Origin of the sequence: Bibersteinia trehalosi (genome assembly GCF_004346205.1) — a bacterium.
GTDB lineage: Bacteria > Pseudomonadota > Gammaproteobacteria > Enterobacterales > Pasteurellaceae > Bibersteinia > Bibersteinia trehalosi.
This window is the reverse complement of the sequence record NZ_SMAM01000007.1, coordinates 89,533-107,967: the sequence shown is the minus strand read 5'-3', so window position 1 is coordinate 107,967 and position 18,435 is coordinate 89,533. Positions and strand designations below refer to the sequence as shown.

Below are 18,435 nucleotides of genomic sequence, written 5' to 3'. Positions count from 1 at the left end.
TAATACACACTGCCTTTTATTAAAACTTTTAGCCTTACTCAGAGTGATAACGCCCAATAATTGTTTTTACACCGCCATTACCAATACAGACAGAGTTATCAGTTGCTTTAGAGTACGAACCATCCTGACAAATCGCTGTTACACCAGCAGGTACTTGGATTTGTTCAATCACTGGAGGCTTTGCGATAGTACTTGAAACTGTATTGTCAGTTTGAGCTTTTACTACCTCCACTGGAGTACGTTGTACACAAGCGCTTAATCCACAAAGCAAGACCAATGCTGTAACAAATTTGAGTTTTTGCATAATCACCTCGCATAATCATTATAATAAAGGCTGAAAATTACTTTTCAGCCTAACTATGATGAAGAGTTTTATAGCAAATAGCAAGTTAGCCGTTAATGAATTTTTCGCCTAATTCAATATCTGCTTTTAAAGTTGGAATCATTGCTTCAATCGCCGCTTGCTCATAAGCGCTAATTTCACCAATTGGTAGCAATTCTTCTACGCCATCTTTACCTAAACGCACAGGCTGAGCAAAGAAACGGGCATATTTACCGTCTCCCTCTACATAAGCAAATTCAACAACATGCTCACCACTTAAGCCTTTTAATACTGAGCGAGCAAAACGTGCTGCAGCTTGAGCCATAGAGAGGGTTGCTGAGCCGCCTCCCGCTTTAGCTTCTACCACTTCAGTACCTGCGTTTTGAATGCGCTTAGTTAAAGCTTCAACTTCTTCTGCAGTGAAGGCAATTTTGTCGGTTTCTGTCGCTTGAGAAAGTAATGGTAAAATCGTTACCCCAGAATGCCCACCAATCACTGGTACTCGCACATTATTCACATCCTTACCTTTTAGTTCTGCCACAAATGTTTCAGAACGCAACACATCTAGCGAAGTCACGCCAAATAATTTACGTTTGTCATACACACCTGCTTTTTTCAATACCTCAGCAGCAATCGCAACGGTAGTATTAACAGGATTTGTGATAATCCCCACGCAAGCTTTCGGGCAAACCGCTGCGACTTTTTCAATTAAGTTACGTACAATTCCCGCATTAATATTAAATAAATCAGAACGATCCATACCAGGCTTACGCGCAACACCTGCTGAAATTAAAACAAGATCTGCGCCCTGCAAAGCTGAAGCAGGATCTTCCCCGGCAAAACCTTTTACCTTAACCGCGGTTGGGATATGGCTCACATCAACAGCGACCCCAGGAGTCACAGGCGCAATATCATATAAAGATAATTCCGTCCCTGCAGGGAGCTGTAATTTCAACAAGAGCGCTAACGCTTGGCCGATACCACCTGCTGCACCTAAAACTGCAACTTTCATAAACTTCTCCTATTATCAGAATAAATAAATCTTATTGAATTGTAGAAAAAAGCGAATACGCTTTCAAATAGCGATGTTAAATTTTGCGATCTAGTGCAAATTTTAGAAAAAAATTTTAGATATCAATTGATTTATTTGCATAAATAAGCAAAAATTTTGCATATTTTTAAATAAAAATGCATAACCTTGTATAATGGAAAAAAACGATTCTCTCTCTGATGCGTTCAAATCATTGTTACGCGAAGAAAAATTTGGCTCACAAAGTGAAATTGTAGCCGCTTTGCAAGAAATGGGCTTCAGCCAAATTAACCAATCTAAAGTGTCACGTATGCTTTCAAAATTTGGTGCAGTACGTACACGTAATACAAAAATGGAGATGGTTTATCAGCTTCCCGCGGAATTAAGTGTGCCAACAACCTCTAGCCCACTGAAAAACTTGGTCATGGATATTGATCATAATGATGTATTAATTGTTATCCATACCAGCCCAGGCGCGGCACAATTGATTGCTCGTCTATTAGATTCCATAGGCAAAGCGGAAGGGATTCTTGGCACAATTGCAGGAGATGATACGATTTTTGTCACCCCAACACGAGAGACACCAATTCACCAATTAATGGAAACTATTCACGAATTATTTGAAAACTCGCTGTAATGAATATTCTTATCACCGGTGGCACAGGCTTTATTGGCAGAGCTTTATCCCAAGCCCTTATTGCGCAAGGGCATCAGCTAACTATCCTTTCTCGCCAACCCAAAATAGATACACACGCGCTCAAATTTATTCAAAATTTTGCTCATATCAAAAATCTAGATGCATTTGATGCTGTTATCAATCTGGCTGGTGAGCCTATTTTTGCGAAAAAATGGACAGGAATACAAAAAAGTAAACTTCGTCAAAGTCGGCTTGAATTGACACAAAAACTCGTTGAATTATGCCAAAAAAGCTCAAATCCGCCACACACCTTTCTTTCTGCATCCGCAACGGGCTACTATGGTAATTTAGCGCAATTTGCAAAAAATTGTACAGAACAAACCGCTTGTGGTAATGGCTTTGCTGCGCAGCTTTGCCAAGAATGGGAAGCCTGTGCATTACAAGCACAAAATAAAAAAACACGGGTTTGTTTACTTAGAACAGGGATAGTATTAGATACAGCTGGCGGTGCATTAAAACAGATGTTAGCGCTCTACCGATTAGGCCTTGGGGGAAAATTAGGTCACGGTAAACAGCACTGGGCTTGGATTTCCCTTGAAGATCATATTCAAGCAATGCTATTTTTATTGGAAAATCCCGATGCTCAGGGAGCATTTAATTTCGTTGCTCCGCAATCTATCAGAAATACTGATTTTAATTATTTATTAGCTAAAGCGATTCACCGCCCAGCATTTTTTTCTGTTCCTGCATTTGTGTTAAAGCTTATTCTTGGCGAGCGTTCGCAACTTTTGCTGGATAATCAACCGCTTGTACCACACCATCTAACTCAATTAGGCTTTAAATTTAAGTTCAATAACTTAGAACAGTGGTTAGCGAGTTGTTTTAAATAAAAAATAGGGCGATTAAGCCCTATCTTTTTAATAATCTAACTCATCTTTATACAAGTTATAATCCGCCTTTAATGCTTGGATTAATGCTATAAAATCATCAGGCAGTGGTGCATGCCACTCCATCAATTCGCCGGTAATTGGATGTTCTAAACGCAACATTGCTGCATGTAAAGCTTGGCGTTTGAAATTACGTAACACTTCCAAAAATTCTTCACTGGCACCCTTGGGAGGGCGAGGTCTTCCACCGTAAAGCTGATCACCAAGTAATGGATGAGCAATATGTGCCATATGCACACGAATTTGGTGCGTACGCCCTGTTTCTAAGCGTAAACGTAAACGTGTGTAATTGCGAAAACGCTCCATAATACGGTAATGCGTAACGGCAGGCTTACCCATTGGATGAACAGCCATTGCAGTACGTTTGGTAGGATGGCGAGCCATGGGTTCATCCACTTTCCCTCCTTGAGTCATAATACCACTGGCGACCGCCTCATACTCACGGGTAATTTGACGTTTTTGTAGCGCGGAGACTAAATGCGTTTGTGCTGGTAACGTTTTTGCGACCACCATTAAGCCAGTGGTATCTTTATCTAAACGATGCACAATCCCTGCACGTGGCACCTCAACAATTTGTGGGTAGTGATGCAATAAAGCGTTTAGCAATGTGCCATCTGGATTACCCGCCCCCGGATGAACCACAAGATCTTTTGGTTTATTGATCACTAAAATATCATCGTCTTCATAAACAATATTGAGTGGAATATCCTGGGGTTCAAAGCGGATTTCTTCTTCTGTTTCCGCCTGCACTTCAATTAATTCACCACCAAAGACTTTTTCTCGCGCTTTATTGACGATTTTGCCATTCACTGTAACCAGATCATTTTCAATCCACACTTTCAAACGCGAACGTGAATAATCAGGAAAAAGTTGTGCTAATGCCTGATCAAGTCTGGCACCTAGTAAATCCGAAGTTACTTCGGCTGTTAAAGTAATTTGTTGAGCCATTAAAAATATAATTCCAAATATGCTTTTCGTATTGAATGATGTAGAATAGCGCTATTTTCCGTCTGAACTTTGCGGATAATAGCCAGTCGAACCGCATTGTACATTAAACATATTTTTATAGGTAATATTTATGCGCAAATTTACAACTCTTGCATCAGTTATGCTAGCAGGTTTGCTACTTGCAGGCTGTTCTAGCGACAAAAGCAAAGAATTCGAAGGTATCCCTGCCCAAGAACTTTATAGTAAAGGTCAGCAATATCTTGAAAATGGCGACTACAACAATGCAATCCGTTATTTAGATGCCGTGGATGTCCGAGCGATGCAAGGCGCATATGGTGAACAGATACTACTCAGCACAATTTACGCACAATATAAATTAGGTGAATACCACAAAGCATTAGTGCTTGCTGAACAGTTTGGTCGCAGCTATCCACATAGTAGTTCAATGGATTATGCACATTACCTTGCGGCATTAAGTAATGCTCGTCTAGGCGACAATTTTATCCAAGACTTCTTCCGCGTAAACCGTTCTTCTCGCGCAGTAGAAAGCATTAATAACGCTTATGGTAATTTCCAAGCTATTGTCCAACGTTACCCTCACAGCCAATATGTTCAAGATTCTTTAAATTGGATGGCATACTTAAAACATCGTCTTGCCGAACACGAGCTTAAAATCGCACAATTCTACATGGAACGAGATGCCTATGTCGCCGTAGTCAATCGGGTATCCGATATGCTCCGTGCTTATCCAGATAGCAAACCGACAGCGGATGCTCTACCGCTAATGCAAAAATCGTTTGAAGCAATGGGCATTCAAGATTCCGCTCAAAAAGTTGCCGCAATGATTGAAGAAAATAAAGGTAAAGAATATCCAAGTATTAAAAAACCTGAGTACTCGCCTCAATTCTAACAAGCGGTTAAAAATTTCAAAAATTTTACAAAAGGGGCGCAAGCCCCTTTCCCATTTCTATAATTTCTACAGATAAAAATGAAAATTCTCGGTATTGAAACTTCCTGCGATGAAACTGGTGTTGCCATCTATGATGAACACCAAGGTTTAATCGCAAACCAACTTTACAGCCAAATTGAAATGCATGCAGACTATGGTGGCGTTGTACCCGAGCTTGCTTCGCGTGATCATATCCGTAAAACACTCCCCCTTATCCAAGCTGCACTTAAAGAAGCAAATATTACAGCTCAAGATATTGATGGTATTGCCTATACTTCAGGGCCTGGGCTAGTCGGGGCGTTATTAGTAGGATCCACTATTGCTCGCTCCCTTGCCTATGCATGGAATGTGCCAGCTCTCGGTGTCCATCATATGGAGGGCCATTTGCTGGCTCCTATGCTAGAAGAAAATCCTCCTCCATTCCCCTTTGTCGCACTGCTTGTTTCAGGTGGACATACACAGCTGGTTAAAGTTGAAAATATCGGCAAATATGAGCTACTGGGAGAAAGTATTGATGATGCTGCAGGCGAGGCTTTCGATAAAACAGGAAAATTGCTGGGCTTAGATTACCCTGCTGGTGTTGCAGTTTCTCAATTAGCTGAAAAAGGCACACCAAATCGCTTTGTTTTCCCACGCCCAATGACAGATCGCCCAGGACTCGATTTTAGCTTTTCAGGCTTAAAAACCTTTGCGGCTAACACAATTCATGCGCACTTGGATGAAAATGGTCAGTTAGATCAACAAACCAAATGCGATATTGCACACGCCTTCCAACAAGCAGTGGTAGATACCATTATTATCAAATGCAAGCGGGCGTTGCAACAAACAGGCTATAAATGCCTAGTCATGGCAGGAGGCGTAAGTGCAAATAAGCAATTGCGCCAGGATTTAGCTACATTTATGCAAAGCTATGGCGGCGAGGTATTCTATCCGCGCCCACAATTCTGTACGGATAATGGTGCAATGATCGCTTATGCTGGGTTTGTTCGCTTAAAAAAAGGTGAACGTAGTGATCTTGCTGTCAGCGTTAAACCTCGCTGGCCGATGACAGAATTGACCGCAATATAAACTCAACGTTAAAGATTCACAAAGCATCCAAATTAAATGGTGGCTTCCTCCAGAGGTAAGCCACCATTTAGTCGGAAAGTTTCCATCAAGAAAAGTTGTACACAGTTTCTGCTGTCAAGAGAAAAAGAGCAAAAAATTCTAATTTTTTTTGAAAAGAATCTATAGACACAATATAACTTATTGATTTTAAAGAATAAGTTATTTTGCATTCAATTATAGGGTAAAAATTTAAAGCCTTGTTCTACAAAGGCTTACGTGACTTTTCAAAAAGTTACCCCCAAAGTTATCCACAGGCACTGTGAATAAAAAAACGAGCATTTTGATACTGTTTTTTAATCCAGAAATACTCGTTTTATTAGAGTGAGTTGATATTTCAGATGGAATATCAGCACACCTCACATTTAAGTCTTATCTACGATAAATATCTTCTCCATCTCGGCGAGTTTTTAACAAACGTAAGATCCAAACATACTGCTCTGGGTTTTTAGTCACAAAATACTCAATCACCTCATTCATTGCCCGAGCAGACTGCTCTGCCGTACCATCAAATTCAATTTGAGGTAGGATCTCAATCTGATATTTACCTTTTTCAGCGTTATAAATTGGGAACATAGGGATCACCACTGCATTTGCTACTTTCGCCATTTTATTTAAACCTGGTAAGGTGGCTTTCTCTGTAGCAAAAAACGGCACATAAACACTATTTTCTTCACCAAAATCTTCATCAGGTAAGAAATAGCCTAGTTCTCCTTTACGCACATCCGCTAAAAATGGCTTAATTCCATTCTGGCGCGCATGCATTTTGCCACCAAAACGCTCACGGGTTGCATTCCAAAGCCAATCTACTAGTGGATTATGATGAGGGTGATACATCGAAGTCATCGGCATGCCAAAAGTGTGCATTGCGATCCCTGAAGCATCTATCGACCAGGTGTGCGGTACAAGCAAAATTACATTTTTTCCGCTATTTTTAGCCGCTTGCACAATCGCTAAATCCGGAAACTCACAACGGCTTTGTAAATGCTTTGGTGAACGCAAAGCAATCTCACCAATCCCTAACATCGTTTGTCCTACCGTGACAAACATTTTCTCAATCACGTTTTCACGTTGCTGAGAACTCCATTTGGGAAAACAGTAACGTAAATTTGTCTCGGCTCGATGATACTGTTTATTACCTTTTTGTTTAATGATTTTATACGCTTGACGCCCTACCCAAGCAGCAAATTTATCTCGCAGCCGATAAGGAATAAAGGCAAGTAACACTAGCCCTAATACCCCAAGCCAAATCCCCCAATATTTGGGGTGAAGATATTCTTTACGAAATTGATGTTGATAACCATCTCGATAGGTTAAACGTTCCATTTTTTCTATTTCCTTTTTATTTTTTCTTTCTATCCACAATGTTCTTCAATGCTAAAATCACCCCTAGCCCAATAAATGCCCCTGGTGGCAAAATGGCCAGCAATAAACCATGATCAAATGCAAAAATATCTAACCGTAAGCTCTTCGCCCAATCCCCCAATAGCAAATCCAACCCATCAAATAGCGTACCATTACCAATTAACTCACGCATAGCCCCGAGTACAACCAACGCTAGCGTCATTCCAAGCCCCATAGCAAAGCCATCAAAGGCAGATTGCAACACACCATTTTTAGAGGCAAAGGCTTCTGCTCGTCCAATTACAATACAATTAGTTACGATCAAGGGAATAAAAATCCCTAGTGATTGATATACTGGATAAGCAAAGGCATTCATCAATAGCTGAATAGTCGTTACTGCGGTGGCGATAATCATCACATAAATCGGAATGCGAATATCGTGAGGGGTAATATGACGAAACACCGACACTACCGTATTCGTTGCAGTTAGCACCAACAAAGTCGCCAGCCCTAGCCCCAAAGCATTAGTCACATTATTTGATACCGCCAATAATGGGCAAAGCCCCAAAAGCTGTACCAATGCCCCGTTATTACTCCAAACCCCCTGAGTAAAAAGCTGTTTCCAGTTGGTAGGTTCGACTTTTGGTGTATCGTCAATTTGTGTGATTTCTATTTTTTCTGTCATTTTTTTCCCTTTAGCTATGTGGGCGAGTGCAACACGCCCCTACACAATCCTATTTACAATCTCCAAAACGTTCGGTTATCTGCGGATTTTTCGCTAATTCATTTATCGTCCATTTTGCCGATTGACGAACATTATTCACCACCGCTCTTGGGGTAATCGTTGCTCCCGTAAACTGATCAAAACTCCCCCCATCTTTTTTTACCGCCCATTCGCTTTCGTTTTCTAATCTGAAAATGCGGTTACTGAATGATTTGATCCAGTCGGATACACGAGTTTCAATTTTATCGCCTAATCCTGGGGTTTCTTTATGTTCAAGGGTTCGCACACCTAATACATTGCCATTAGGTTCAATTGCCATTAACAACACGATGTTGCCCGAATAGCCGTCTGGAGCCGTTGTTTGTAGAATGTAAGCGGTCGTTTCAGTACCTTTTTTTGCAAAATAGATCTTATTTATCATCGCTTGTTCAGGCTCATTAACTATTTTACAAGTAGCAGTTGGATCGTTATCAAATAGCTCCTGAGGCAAAATTTCACGAAATAAAATCCGCTGTTGCTCTGCGGTAACTTGCTCAATTCTGCCTTTAGTGAGCCCAAAAATGAGCGTAGAAATCAGCGTACAAGCCAATGCTACCGCCCCCAAAATCAGGGCATAACGCAGGGTGATTTGACGAGTCATTATTTTCTTCCCCCTAATTTTGTGCCATATAAACGTGGCTGCGTATAATGATCAATCAACGGCACGCAGATATTGGCAAGCAATACACCAAATGCGACACCATCAGGGTAATTACCGTAGTAGCGGATTAAATACACCAACAATCCAACCAATGCGCCATAAATCAATTTACCTTTGGGAGTAATACTGGCAGACACAGGATCGGTTGCAATAAAAAATGCCCCGAACATCATCGCACCACTGAAAAGTTGCATTGGCATTGCCCATGCAGATTGTCCGAATAGATCTGTGATGCCCGCAAATACCGCAAAGCTAATCAACATTGCCACTGGGATTTGCCAGTGGATAATTCGCTTATAAATCAATATCATACCGCCAAGCAGGAAGGCTAAATTGATTTGTCCCCAGCCCCGTAAGAAAACATCATTGAGCAGCAGCTCAAACTCTATACGACTCAACGTCTTAGCCGTTTTTGAAGCATCTAACACTGTTGCTGATGAAATACCATCTACGCTCTCTTTTAGTTGATGTAGGCTAAAACCATCAGTAGTAAAACCTGAAAAAATCAGTGAAAAGCTATCTGCAAAAGTCGGTGGCTCGCTTAGTAGAGCGATTGGTGGAATCCATGTTGTCATCTGTACAGGAAAAGAAACCAATAGCAAAGCGTAGCCAATCATCGCAGGGTTAAACGGATTTTGCCCCAAACCGCCATAAACATGCTTTGCCAGCAATAATGCGGTGGCAACACCAATCAAAATCACCCAATAAGGGGCATAAGGCGGAATTGCCACCGCCAAAATCAGTGCAGTGAGAATGCCCGAGAGATCAGCCAGATAGAAAGCAGTCGGTTTACGGCGTAATTTTGCAATAATCATTTCAATCGCAGTGGCAAGACTTAACGCAAGGGCAATCTGCCAAAGCACTCCATAGCCAAAAAACCACCACATGACTCCAATCGCTGGCAACATTGCCCCAATCACCCACAACATAAAATTCGCCGTGAGGTTGGTGGAATGGGTATGGGGGGAACTCACTAGTTTGAACATTTTATAATAAACCTTTTGTAAAAAATCCAAGAAATTTAACCGCTTGTTAAACCTTCGGCAAATTCAAATTATATTTTATCGCCAATAAACGGATCACAATCACAGTGCTGGCAGTGACAAAATAGATCCAATCACTTGCTAATCCTGCTGAATAGGCAAGAACGAAAATCACGCCACCAATCAGGCTTGCGGTCACATAAATCTCTTTTTGCAGAATAATCGGCACTTCGTTGCGTAAAATATCCCGGATTAAGCCACCAAAACAGCCTGTCATGCCGCCCAGTGCGATGCAAATTAATGGGTGCAAGCCAAAATCTAAACCTTTTTGCACGCCAATCACGGTAAACACCCCAAGCCCTATCGCATCAAATACCAGCAAGCCAATTTGCCAACTTTTGCGGGAAATTTGGTTGCGGAAAATCGCTGTGATGATAACGGCGATGGAAATCATCACCAGATAAATCGGTTGTTTCATCCAAAACACAGGGGTTGAGCCAATCAACATATCTCGTAATGTGCCACCGCCTACGCCTGTCACCAATGCCAAAATAAACATACCGAATATGTCCATTTTGTGCTGGCGTGCGGCAATTGCCCCAGAAATGGCGAAAACGATAGTGCCGATTAGGTCTTGGATAAATAAGAATGACCACGCCTGTGGTAGAAATAAATCAGCTAACATAACAATACATTACTCAGCTTGCTTCGCAAATTTTACCAATTCAGGTTGAATAATCCGTGCATAATCTTCCGCATTCAGTATGATTGAACGCTCTAATGTGCCAGCGTTGAACGCTAATTCTTCATAACGCCCAAATAAACTCGGTTCAACAATCAATTTGAGATCCGTGTGAAAACTGACGGGGGGAATTGCCCCAAAAACACAATCTGTTAATTCAGATACTTCCGCTGGGCTTGCAAGAGAGGCTTTCCCTGCGCCAAAATGCTGGGCAATTAAAGCTAAATCTGCCTGATAATCGGCTGGGAGTACCGCTAACACCACCTGTTTTATGCCATTGCCTTTTACTTTACAAACCAGTGCTTTCGCCCCTTGCCCAATTTCCGTGCCACGAATTTTTGCCACTTCTTCAGATTTCCCTGCACTTGAGTGAGAAACAACACGGTAGCGTGCGTTGTGTTGCTCAAAAAGTGCGGTAAGTTGGATAAAAGTATTTTCTGACATTATTTCTCCTGATTCTGTTTTCGTGCTTTGGCTCGGGCAATTGCTGCTGCAACCGCTGCTTTTCTTGGATCGTTTTCATCCGTATTTGCTGTTTTTGCAGAATTTTCTGCATTTTCTAGCGCTTGATTTACGTTAGCTGACGCAAGCGTTGCGTCCCTACTGGCGGCTTTTTTCGCTTTTGCTCGGGCAAGGGCTGCTGCAACCGCAGCCTTTCTTGGATCCGTTTCCGATGAATTTAAATTCTCCGTAGGGGCGGACCGGTGTGTCCGCCCTTGTTCTTCTGCCTCATTTTCGGGCGAACACATCGGTTCGCCCCTACTAGCGGCTTTTTTTGCTTTCGCTCGGGCAAGGGCTGCCGCAACCGCGGCTTTTCTTGGATCGGTGTCGTTCGTATTTGCTGATTTTGCAGAATTTTCTGCATTTTCTACCGCTTGATCTGCGTTGGCGGACGCAAGCGTTGCGTCCCTACTGGCGGCTTTTTTTGCTTTCGCTCGGGCAAGGGCTGCTGCAACCGCAGCCTTTCTTGGATCGGTGTCGTTCGTATTTGCTGATTTTGCAGAATTTTCTGCATTTTCTACCGCTTGATCTGCGTTGGCGGACGCAAGCGTTGCGTCCCTACTGGCGGCTTTTTTGCTGTNNNNTCGTATTTGCTGATTTTGCAGAATTTTCTGCATTTTCTACCGCTTGATCTGCGTTGGCGGACGCAAGCGTTGCGTCCCTACTGGCGGCTTTTTTCGCTCTCGCTCGGGCAAGGGCAGCGGCAACAGCGGCTTTTCTTGGATCGGTTTCGTGCGTATTTGCTGATTTTGCAGAATTTTCTGCATTTTCTACCGCTTGATCTGCGTTGGCGGACGCAAGCGTTGCGTCCCTACTGGCGGCTTTTTTCGCTTTCGCTCGGGCAAGGGCAGCGGCAACAGCGGCTTTTCTTGGATCGGTGTCGTGCGTATTTGCTGGTTTTGCAGAATTTTCTGCATTTTCTACCGCTTGATTTACGTTAGAGGACGCAAGCGTTGCGTCCCTACTTTCGGCTTGTTTTGCTAATCGTCTTGCTTTGCGTTGTGCCATCAGGTCGCTATTATCAGGTTCACCTGTCTCCGTGATTTTCTGTGCTGTTGTTTCTGCTTTTTTCGCTTTTAAACGTTCAAGAGCAGCTTTAACTGGGTCTATACCATCTGCATTTGCCACTTCTTCACGGCGTTTTTCAGCCGCTTTTTGAATGCGTGCATTGCGTGCTTCTTTTTCTTTTTGCATTCGGGCTTCACGCGCTTCAAAACGCTGTTTAGCTTCTTCCGCTTTGCGGGCTTTGTCGTCTGCTTCCGCAATTTTGGCTTTTTCTTGGCGGAAGTATTGGATCAGTGGAATGTAGCTCGGGCAGACGTAGGCACACACACCACATTCTATGCAAGCATCAATGTGGTATTGTTTCGCTTTGTCGTGATCGTCAGATCGTGCAAACCAGTAAAGCTGTTGAGGTAAAAGCCCAACTGGGCACGCATCGGAACAGCTAGAACAGCGAATGCAATTTCGCTCAGGCTGTGGTGGAGCATATTCAAAATGATCAGGCGCAATAATGCAGTTCGCTGTTTTGGTAATTGGTGATTGCAACGATGGCAAAATAAAGCCCATCATTGGGCCGCCTAAAAAGACAGGGAAACGCTCGTCTGCTTGATAATCCACTTGTTCCAACAGGTGAATAATCGGCGTGCCAAGTCTTGCCCACACATTGCCTTTATTGCGAATTTTATCCCCTGTGAGCGTTACCACTCGCTCAATTAAGGGTTCATCATTGATAATGGCCCGTTTAACCGCATAAGCCGTACCCACATTTTGCATCACAATGCCCATTTCAATGGTGCGACTGCCCTGCGGAATTTCTAAGCCTGTGAGAATTTGCACAAGCTGATCACTTGCCCCACTTGGATATTTGGTTGGAATCACACGAAGCTGAATATCGTTTGAACCGTCAAGTGCTTTTTGCACCGCTTTGATGGCTTTAGGTTTGTTATCTTCAATCGCAATCACCACTTCTTCGGGACGAAGGAGATAACGTAAAATGCGAATCCCTTCAATCATATCAAGGGTGTAATCTTGCATAAGACGATCATCACAAGTGATGTATGGCTCGCACTCTGCACCGTTGATAATCAAGAGTTTACAACGTTTGTCCGCATAGCTTAATTTGCTAGAAGTCGGGAACACTGCACCGCCTAAACCTGCGATCCCTGCTTGGTAAATTTTCTGCAAAATCTGATCGCTTGTCAGGCTAAAAAAATCATCAATCGGATTGCGTTCACACCACTCATCTTTGCCGTCTGTTTCAATCACAATGGTTAATTCAGGCAAGCCAGAGGGGTGCGAGGAAACGTAAGGCTCAATCGCTTTAACAACACCCGATGTTGGGCTATGCACAGGGAGCTGGCGATAATGATCGCCTTTGGTTAATGGTTGCCCCTTTAAAACGTGCTCACCCGCTTTCACCAACAATTCTCCCGCTGTACCACTGTGTTGTAATACGGGCACATAGAAAAATTTCGGCAAATGTAGTGTGCGAATGGGCTTTTGGTTAGACTGCTTTTTATTCTCTTGAGGATGAATACCACCAGGGAAATCCCACAATTTCCCTGAGCGAATGCGACTTAATACATCAATTTGCATTTTTGCCTCCTTCAGTCACATTCACAGTTGGGATCACTAAATTGGGATCAAATTTCCAGTTCCAGTTTTGCGTGGTGGTTTTAATCGGGATCATTTTGATACAGTCGGTTGGGCAAGGGGCAACACAGAGCTCACACCCCGTGCAAAAATCTGCAATGACCGTGTGCATGGCTTTGTTTGTGCCAATAATGGCATCAACAGGACAAGCGGCAATACATTTAGTACAGCCAATGCAATCCTGCTCAATAATATAAGCCACCATTGGTACAGGGGCTTCGCCATCTGTTTCAGGCACGTCCACGCCCATTAAATCAGCGATTTTTTCAATCGTTTCACGCCCACCTGGAATACATTTAGTAATCTCATCGCCATTGGCTACCGCTTGCGCATAAGGTTTACACCCCGGATAACCACACTGCCCACATTGGCTTTGTGGCAAAATCGCATCAATTTGCTCGACAATGGGATCGGCTTCTACTTTAAGTTTAATCGATGAATAGCCCAGCACTGCCCCGAAAATCAGCGCGATAACGGCAATTATGGCAATTGCAAGGTAAAGGATTTGGTCGGTCATCATTAGCTTGCCAACCTCACAAAAATATGGCTCATTGTTCCCACAGTTTGGATAGAAATCGGTTTACACAAAGGGGCATATTATCCGTGTTTTTGCAAGATTGAGCAAATACAAGCGGGCAGATTAGGGGAGAAAATTGCAAGAGGCAATGTAATTATCAAGCTCAACAAAAAAACTTGCTCTATATTAGATTTAGAGAGGCATTTCTTGATTGTATGAATAGAGAACTTGCAAGAAATTACAGCGAAAAATAGCTCGCCTGATGTTGCAAGCGCTTGATATTGAGCTAAAAAATGCAAATAAAAGCCTTTTAAATTCATGAGCATCACGCCTAAAAGGCTTTGCCTGATTTATATTCTCACCATGCCACTAAACCCCATAAAGGCAAGCGACATTAAACCAGCGGTAATCAACGCAATACTTGCCCCCTGAAAAGGCTGTGGTACGTCAGCACTGGCGAGACGCTCACGCAAGGCTGCAAATAACACAAGCACTAGCGAGAAACCTACAGCTGCGCCAAAACCATAAAGTACAGATTCCACTAAATTATTGGCAAGATTCACGTTCAATAACGCGACCCCTAGCACAGCGCAGTTCGTGGTGATTAAAGGCAAATAAATACCTAACAAACGATATAAAGTCGGACTAGTTTTATGCACGATCATTTCGGTTAATTGCACAATCACTGCGATCACTAAAATAAATACTAAAGTGCGAAGAAAAGTAGCATTGAATGGCACAAGAATATAGCTTTCTACCAGATAAGCAATGAGGCTTGCAACCGTGAGTACAAAAGTTGTGGCAAACCCCATGCCAATGGCTGTTTCTACCTTCTTAGAAACGCCCATAAAAGGACAAAGCCCTAAGAATTTTACCAACACAAAATTGTTAATTAGGGCTGTGCCGATAACTAATAAAATATAATCCGTCATAATACTGCAGTTACTGCTTTAAGAAATCACTCAAAAAAACAGCGGTTATTATCCGTTTTTTTAATGGGAAATGCTACCTTATTTGTGAAACAAGCGGTATCATTTCAACAAAACTCTGCAAAGGAGGAGCTAACAATGCAAACAAAGCAATTTCTCATTTTTGGGCGTGTCCAAGGCGTTGGTTTTCGCTTTTTTACTTGGCAGCAAGCCCAAAAAATTGGCTTATCTGGTACAGTAAGAAATCGAGAGGATGGCAGTGTTGAAGTCATTGCACAAGGGAGTGAGAAACAGCTTACTCAACTCAAACAATGGCTGTTACAGGGCTCAAGATTTGCTCGAGTTGAAAATATCCTTGAGCAAGAATATCTGACAGACAGCCTCTACCAGCAATTTCGTGTTATTCAATAATGACAAAAAAACTCAACTTCACCCTTTTATTCCTACTGCTTACAATTAGCTTGGTATCAAGTTTGTATCGTCTTGGTGATTTTGCACATTTAATGGCAGAAGGCGTTCCTATTGATATGCGTTGGCAAGTTTTAATCGATATCCGCCTCCCTCGCCTACTACTGGCAATGTTAGCAGGTGCTTGCTTAGCTTTAGCGGGCAATGCAATGCAAGGAATCTTTCAAAACCCATTAGCAAGCCCTGGCTTACTTGGCAGTAGTGCTGGAGCAACGACAGCAAGTGTTTTTGTGCTTTATTATTTCTCTGCACCCATCGGTTGGTTACTCTTTTCTGGTGTCGGTGGTGCTTTAAGTGCATTTCTATTAGTATGGCTAATTGCACGTTACCAAGGCACAACGATGATGATTCTTGCTGGCGTAGTAATTAACGTATTACTTGGTGCAACTATTACTCTCTTACTCTCAAATGCGGAAAGCCCTTGGGCATTAGCTGAGCTTTATCGCTGGTTACAAGGATCGTTAATTTGGGCAAGAATGGATAATTTGGCTATGGCAACACCTATTATTTTGTTAGGTGGTATATGTTTATTCAGCCAGCGCCGCTATTTAGATTTACTCACCTTTGGCGAAGAAACTGCTGCAACCATGGGCATTCATCTTAAACGCAGCTTTTTTATTGTCAGTATTGGTGTTGCGTTGTTACTTGGGGCTACGATTCCACAAACAGGTACTATCGGCTTTATTGGCTTAATCGCCCCTCATCTTGCCAGAATGTTATTGCATAAGCCTCCTTCACAACTCTATATCACTTCGGCATTATTTGGTGCATTACTCCTACTTATCGCCGATCTCTCAGTGCAATATTTAGCTCTTTTCAACCGCATTTATATTGGTACATTAACCGCTATTTTAGGCGCACCATTTTTACTTTGGATTTTACTCACAGAGCGCAAACAACTCGCGCAATAAAACGTAAAGCGAATGATGATTCACATTGATAATATTACTCTACCCTATGGCTTAAATCAGATAACCTGCCGTATTCCACAAGGTAAATTAATCGGCATTATGGGCGCAAATGGTGCGGGTAAGTCCACCTTGCTTAAGGCTCTCGCAGGTATTTTACCCCTTACAAGCGGTGAAATTTGGCTAGAAAATTGCAAAATGACGGCACTTTCCCCGCAGCAACGTAGCCAAAAAATTGCTTATCTTGCTCAAAAACTCAATCTTGCGTGGCAACTTTCGGTATTCGATGTGATTGCATTGGGCTTGCCATGTCCTCTTTCTTCCTCGCAAGAACGTTTAAGAATTCAGCAAGTTGCAGAAAAATTTCATATTACCTCACTATTAGATAAAAACTATCAGCAACTTTCTGGCGGAGAACAGATTAGAGTTCAATTGGCTCGCTGCTGCATAAAGCAAGCCCCTATTTTGCTTGCTGATGAGCCAATCGCACCACTCGATCCCTATTACCAAATCGATATAATGCAGCAATTAAAATCTCTAACACCAGTGCAAACTTGTGTTGTCGTTATCCACCATCTACCGCTCGCCTATCGTTTTTGTGATGAAATTATTCTCTTAAAAGAGGGAAACTTACTTGCTTTTGGTCAAACACAAGCGGTGTTAAATGCAGAAAATCTTGCAAAAGCATTTGGCGTGAAAGCTGAAATTGATCTTGAAAGAAAGGAAATTGGGCGAATTGAAAAATTATAAAGCAACTTTGCCGTTAAAACTCAAGGAAAAGTTGCTTTATTCATAAAGATTATGGTTTGATTTGCTCTTCGATCACTCCTCCACCTAAGCAAATTTCGCCTTGGTAGAATACCGCAGATTGTCCTGGGGTAACAGCAATTTGGGGCTCATCGAAAATCACGCGGATGGTTTCATCGTCAATCGGCTCAATTACGCAATCAATGTCCGCTTGACGATAACGGGTTTTCACTGTGCAACGCAGATTTTCTCGGATTGGCTGACGATCAACCCAATGAAGCTGGCTGGCGATTAAGCCTTTGGAGAGCAATGCAGAATTATCTTGCCCCTGCGCCACAATCAAGACATTGTTGATCAGATCTTTTTCCACCACATACCACGCATTTTCTTTCGCCCCTTTCACACCGCCAATGCCTAAGCCTTTGCGTTGCCCAAGAGTGTGATACATCAACCCATCATGGCGACCAATCACTTGCCCATCAACAGTTTTAATCTCACCAGCCTGTGCAGGCAAATAGCGCGCTAAGAAATCTTTAAATTTGCGTTCACCGATAAAGCAGATCCCAGTGGAATCTTTTTTCTTCGCGGTAGCTAAGCCAAGATCTTCGGCTATCGCACGCACAATCGGCTTTTCAATATCGCCCACTGGGAACAGGCTTTGCCCTACTTGTTGCTCGCTGAGAGTGTAAAGGAAATAGCTTTGGTCTTTATTGCTATCCAAGCCGCGCAATAATTTTGGCGTTTCAGATAAAGCAGGGCGGCGGACATAATGCCCTGTTGCGATAAAATCAGCCCCTAAATCTTCTGCGGCATATTCTAAAAACGCTTTAAATTTAATCTCTTTGTTACACAAAATATCAGGATTTGGTGTACGTCCTGCTTTATATTCTGCAAGAAAATGCTCAAACACGTTATCCCAGTATTCCGCCGCAAAGTTAATTTTGTGCAATTTGATTCCTAATTTATCGCAAACCGCTTGTGCATCGGCGAGATCGGCTGCAGCGGTACAGTAGTCGGTATCATCGTCTTCTTCCCAGTTTTTCATAAACAAGCCTTCAACGATATAGCCTTGTTGTTGCAGAATAAAAGCAGAAACTGATGAATCAACCCCACCAGACATACCGCAAATCACTTTTTTCTTAGCATTTTCGGCAAGTTGTTCAGAGGAAAGTTTAGGAAAGTGTTGTTCGTAAGTATTTGAAGTTAATTGATTTGACATAATTTCTCCCGTAACTTCGGTTAAGGCGAAGCACTTGGTTTGTTAAAAATAACAAGCGGTT

At 42.5% G+C, this 18,435-nt stretch carries 20 protein-coding genes; 7 read left to right on the top strand and 13 right to left on the bottom strand.

Annotated features, from left to right (window positions below; genetic code table 11):
- Positions 1–34 precede the first annotated feature (34 nt).
- On the bottom strand, positions 35–304 hold the full coding sequence (locus EDC51_RS08490) for a DUF3761 domain-containing protein (protein WP_025289093.1): 270 nt from the start codon (positions 302–304) through the stop codon (positions 35–37).
- Positions 305–389: 85 nt separating this feature from the next.
- Complete coding sequence (gene mdh / locus EDC51_RS08485; protein ID WP_015432090.1) at positions 390–1,334, bottom strand: malate dehydrogenase; 945 nt, start codon at positions 1,332–1,334, stop codon at positions 390–392.
- Positions 1,335–1,527: 193 nt separating this feature from the next.
- On the opposite strand from mdh, the gene argR reads away from it, so the two are divergent.
- Both argR and EDC51_RS08475 read left to right on the top strand, forming a co-directional pair.
- Positions 1,528–1,989: a transcriptional regulator ArgR gene (gene argR, locus EDC51_RS08480; RefSeq protein WP_015432089.1), complete on the top strand. Its 462-nt coding sequence runs from the start codon at positions 1,528–1,530 to the stop codon at positions 1,987–1,989.
- On the top strand, positions 1,989–2,879 hold the full coding sequence (locus tag EDC51_RS08475) for a TIGR01777 family oxidoreductase (RefSeq protein WP_131928687.1): 891 nt from the start codon (positions 1,989–1,991) through the stop codon (positions 2,877–2,879). Before argR ends, EDC51_RS08475 begins: the two co-directional genes overlap by 1 nt.
- A 27-nt stretch (positions 2,880–2,906) precedes the next feature.
- On the opposite strand, the gene rluD is transcribed toward EDC51_RS08475, so the two are convergent.
- On the bottom strand, positions 2,907–3,884 hold the full coding sequence (rluD, locus tag EDC51_RS08470) for a 23S rRNA pseudouridine(1911/1915/1917) synthase RluD (protein ID WP_125134953.1): 978 nt from the start codon (positions 3,882–3,884) through the stop codon (positions 2,907–2,909).
- Between the two features lie 130 nt (positions 3,885–4,014).
- On the opposite strand from rluD, the gene EDC51_RS08465 reads away from it, so the two are divergent.
- Both EDC51_RS08465 and tsaD read left to right on the top strand, forming a co-directional pair.
- A complete protein-coding gene (locus EDC51_RS08465) occupies positions 4,015–4,794 on the top strand; it encodes an outer membrane protein assembly factor BamD (RefSeq protein ID WP_025267235.1) in 780 nt (259 codons plus the stop codon).
- Positions 4,795–4,872: 78 nt separating this feature from the next.
- The gene (gene tsaD / locus EDC51_RS08460) at positions 4,873–5,901 is read left to right on the top strand and encodes a tRNA (adenosine(37)-N6)-threonylcarbamoyltransferase complex transferase subunit TsaD (protein WP_131928686.1); all 1,029 of its coding nucleotides are present in this window, start codon (positions 4,873–4,875) and stop codon (positions 5,899–5,901) included.
- Positions 5,902–6,309: 408 nt separating this feature from the next.
- Here the strand turns inward: tsaD and lpxM are convergent, their stop codons facing one another.
- The 9 genes from lpxM to rsxA form a co-directional block, all read right to left on the bottom strand.
- Positions 6,310–7,263 (bottom strand): lauroyl-Kdo(2)-lipid IV(A) myristoyltransferase, encoded by a 954-nt coding sequence (lpxM, locus tag EDC51_RS08455; protein ID WP_131928685.1) that lies wholly within the window; start codon positions 7,261–7,263, stop codon positions 6,310–6,312.
- Positions 7,264–7,279: 16 nt separating this feature from the next.
- Positions 7,280–7,966: an electron transport complex subunit E gene (locus EDC51_RS08450; RefSeq protein ID WP_131928684.1), complete on the bottom strand. Its 687-nt coding sequence runs from the start codon at positions 7,964–7,966 to the stop codon at positions 7,280–7,282.
- Between the two features lie 49 nt (positions 7,967–8,015).
- Positions 8,016–8,648: an electron transport complex subunit RsxG gene (gene rsxG / locus EDC51_RS08445; RefSeq protein WP_131928683.1), complete on the bottom strand. Its 633-nt coding sequence runs from the start codon at positions 8,646–8,648 to the stop codon at positions 8,016–8,018.
- Positions 8,645–9,691 carry an electron transport complex subunit RsxD gene (gene rsxD, locus EDC51_RS08440; protein ID WP_131928682.1) on the bottom strand — a complete coding sequence of 349 codons (1,047 nt, stop codon included), beginning with the start codon at positions 9,689–9,691 and terminating at the stop codon, positions 8,645–8,647. Before rsxD ends, rsxG begins: the two co-directional genes overlap by 4 nt.
- Before the next feature lie 46 nt (positions 9,692–9,737).
- Complete coding sequence (locus tag EDC51_RS08435) at positions 9,738–10,373, bottom strand: trimeric intracellular cation channel family protein (protein WP_015432080.1); 636 nt, start codon at positions 10,371–10,373, stop codon at positions 9,738–9,740.
- 9 nt (positions 10,374–10,382) lie between these two features.
- Positions 10,383–10,874 carry a YbaK/prolyl-tRNA synthetase associated domain-containing protein gene (locus EDC51_RS08430; protein WP_131928681.1) on the bottom strand — a complete coding sequence of 164 codons (492 nt, stop codon included), beginning with the start codon at positions 10,872–10,874 and terminating at the stop codon, positions 10,383–10,385.
- Positions 10,875–11,489: 615 nt separating this feature from the next.
- Positions 11,490–13,529 carry an electron transport complex subunit RsxC gene (gene rsxC, locus EDC51_RS08420; RefSeq protein WP_131928679.1) on the bottom strand — a complete coding sequence of 680 codons (2,040 nt, stop codon included), beginning with the start codon at positions 13,527–13,529 and terminating at the stop codon, positions 11,490–11,492.
- Positions 13,519–14,106, bottom strand: coding sequence for an electron transport complex subunit RsxB (gene rsxB, locus EDC51_RS08415; protein ID WP_064318181.1), 588 nt, complete (start codon positions 14,104–14,106; stop codon positions 13,519–13,521). Before rsxB ends, rsxC begins: the two co-directional genes overlap by 11 nt.
- 347 nt (positions 14,107–14,453) lie before the next feature.
- The gene (gene rsxA / locus EDC51_RS08410) at positions 14,454–15,035 is read right to left on the bottom strand and encodes an electron transport complex subunit RsxA (protein ID WP_015432075.1); all 582 of its coding nucleotides are present in this window, start codon (positions 15,033–15,035) and stop codon (positions 14,454–14,456) included.
- 135 nt (positions 15,036–15,170) lie between these two features.
- On the opposite strand from rsxA, the gene EDC51_RS08405 reads away from it, so the two are divergent.
- Genes EDC51_RS08405 through EDC51_RS08395 form a run of 3 tightly spaced genes read left to right on the top strand, consistent with a single transcriptional unit; the run spans position 15,171 to position 17,158 of the window.
- Positions 15,171–15,443 carry an acylphosphatase gene (locus tag EDC51_RS08405; RefSeq protein ID WP_131928678.1) on the top strand — a complete coding sequence of 91 codons (273 nt, stop codon included), beginning with the start codon at positions 15,171–15,173 and terminating at the stop codon, positions 15,441–15,443.
- On the top strand, positions 15,443–16,411 hold the full coding sequence (locus tag EDC51_RS08400; protein ID WP_131928677.1) for a FecCD family ABC transporter permease: 969 nt from the start codon (positions 15,443–15,445) through the stop codon (positions 16,409–16,411). Before EDC51_RS08405 ends, EDC51_RS08400 begins: the two co-directional genes overlap by 1 nt.
- A gap of 15 nt (positions 16,412–16,426) precedes the next feature.
- Positions 16,427–17,158 (top strand): ABC transporter ATP-binding protein, encoded by a 732-nt coding sequence (locus EDC51_RS08395; protein ID WP_131928699.1) that lies wholly within the window; start codon positions 16,427–16,429, stop codon positions 17,156–17,158.
- 49 nt (positions 17,159–17,207) lie between these two features.
- Here the strand turns inward: EDC51_RS08395 and mnmA are convergent, their stop codons facing one another.
- Positions 17,208–18,374, bottom strand: a complete 1,167-nt coding sequence (mnmA, locus tag EDC51_RS08390) for a tRNA 2-thiouridine(34) synthase MnmA (RefSeq protein WP_131928676.1) — start codon at positions 18,372–18,374, stop codon at positions 17,208–17,210.
- Between the last annotated feature and the right edge of the window lie 61 nt (positions 18,375–18,435).